Here is a 1,816-nt window from a genome sequence, read left to right as displayed (position 1 = left end):
ACCGGCAAGGAGTGCGAGGCCGACTGGTCGCCGTGGAATCCGCGCTGCCCGAAGTGCCGCATGATCACCAAGGGGGTCGTGCACGGCTTCGACCGCGCCGCGGGGACCATCCGCTCCAACTGCGGCCACTGCGGCGCCGAGAGCGAGCAGCCGGCGGCGACGGGCGGCAAGCTGACCTGGCGCGTCGATTGGCCGGCGCGTTGGCGCGCGCTGGGCGTCACGGCCGAGCCGTTCGGCAAGGACCACGCCAGCCGCGGCGGCAGCTACGACACGGGGAAGCTCTTCTCGGAGCGGATCTTCGGCTGGAAGGCCCCGACGCCGGTGGTCTACGAGTGGATCGCCCTCAAGGGGCAGGGGGACATGTCCTCCTCCAAGGGGAACGTCCTCTCCGTCTCCGAGCTGCTGACGATGGTCCCGCCGGAGGTGCTGCGGTACCTCGTGCTCAAGAACCGCCCGGCGCGCAGCATCCAGTTCGACCCCGGCCTCGCGCTGCTGAAGCTGGTGGACGAGGTGGACGACGCGAGCGCGCAGGGACGCGACGACCGCGCTCTCGAGCTGTCGCGCGCGGCCGGTTTCACGCCGATCGGCGTGCCGTTCCACCACCTCGTGCTCGTGGCGCAGATCGCGCGCTTCGACGTGGACACGACCGTCGCGCTGCTGGCCAAGGGCGGCTACGGTCCGTGCGACCGTCAGGCGCTCGCCTCGCGGATGGAGATGGCGAAGGCTTGGCTGGCCCGCTTCGCCCCGGACGAAATCAAGGTGGACGTGCCGGACGAGTTGCCGGAGACGGCGCGTTCGCTGGCCGACGACCAGAAGGCGTTCCTGCACGCCCTCGCCGACCGGCTGCCGGGGATGACCGACGGCGACGCGATCCAGAACCTCGTGCGTGATCTCTCCAAGGCCGAAGGCGGCCCCGGCGGCGCCCGCGCCTTCGCGGCGATCTACGCCGCGCTGCTCGGCAAGGACAAAGGCCCCCGCGCCGGCGCCTTCATCGCGATCCTCGGTCCCGAGAAAGTCGCGGAGCGCTTCCGCGCCGTCTGACCCTCGCGTCGTTCCCGCTTCGCGCCCGCCGCCCTCGCGCGGCGGGCGCGTTCTTTCCGCGGCAAGCCGAGCCTCTCGAGATCGACGTCGCCGCAGGGGCGGCTGGCGCGGAGGCATGTTGAGCGCGGACACGACGATCATGACGCGCCAGCCGCCCCGACCCGCCGTCGTCCTCGCGGCGCCCTTCGCGACGTCGGCGCCCGTCGTCATCGCGGCGCCCCTCGCCATGACGCTACGTTCGGTGCGCGGCTTCGAACACGACGAGCGGGACGCGCGGCGGGGGGCGGCGGCGGAGCATTGCCCCGTCGCGGAGCCGCCGCCCCCCGTCGCGCGGCCCGCGCCGTCGACGGACACGCGCCCTGACGCCGCGCCGCGGGAGCGCCGAGACCCCCGCGGTTCGTCGCCGCGGCGCGCGGCGAAATTAGAAGCACGGACCATCCAAAGAGGAGCGCCCCCGTGCGACCAAGCGCCGGTGCGCGCAACCAAAGACGACAGCACGTCGGGCGGGCGGGGGCGGCGGCGAGCCGTTGCCCGGTCGGCGGAGCCGCCGCCCCCGCCGCCCGACGGGCGTCCCGCAAGACGCGCGGGCAGTACTCTGCCAAGCTGAGGGGGAAGTGCGCCCGCGAGACGCCCGGGCAGTACACCACGAAGCCGAGCGGTCAGTACGCCCCGAGACCCGCGGGCAGTACGCCCGCAATCACCAAATCCCCAGCCTGTCCTTCGCCTCGTCGCTGGCCATCAGCCGCGGATCCCACGGCGGCTCCCACACGAGCTG

General features: G+C 73.3%; 1 protein-coding gene. It reads left to right on the top strand.

The annotated features are described in order from the left end of the window. Window positions 1-1,041: lysine--tRNA ligase (gene lysS, locus LLG88_16190; protein ID MCE5248447.1), on the top strand; the 1,041-nt coding region annotated here is incomplete at its 5' end. Between the last annotated feature and the right edge of the window lie 775 nt (window positions 1,042-1,816).

Source organism: bacterium (assembly GCA_021372775.1).
Taxonomy (GTDB): Bacteria; Acidobacteriota; Polarisedimenticolia; order J045; family J045; genus JAJFTU01.
This window is presented reverse-complemented; position numbering and strand designations above follow the sequence as displayed.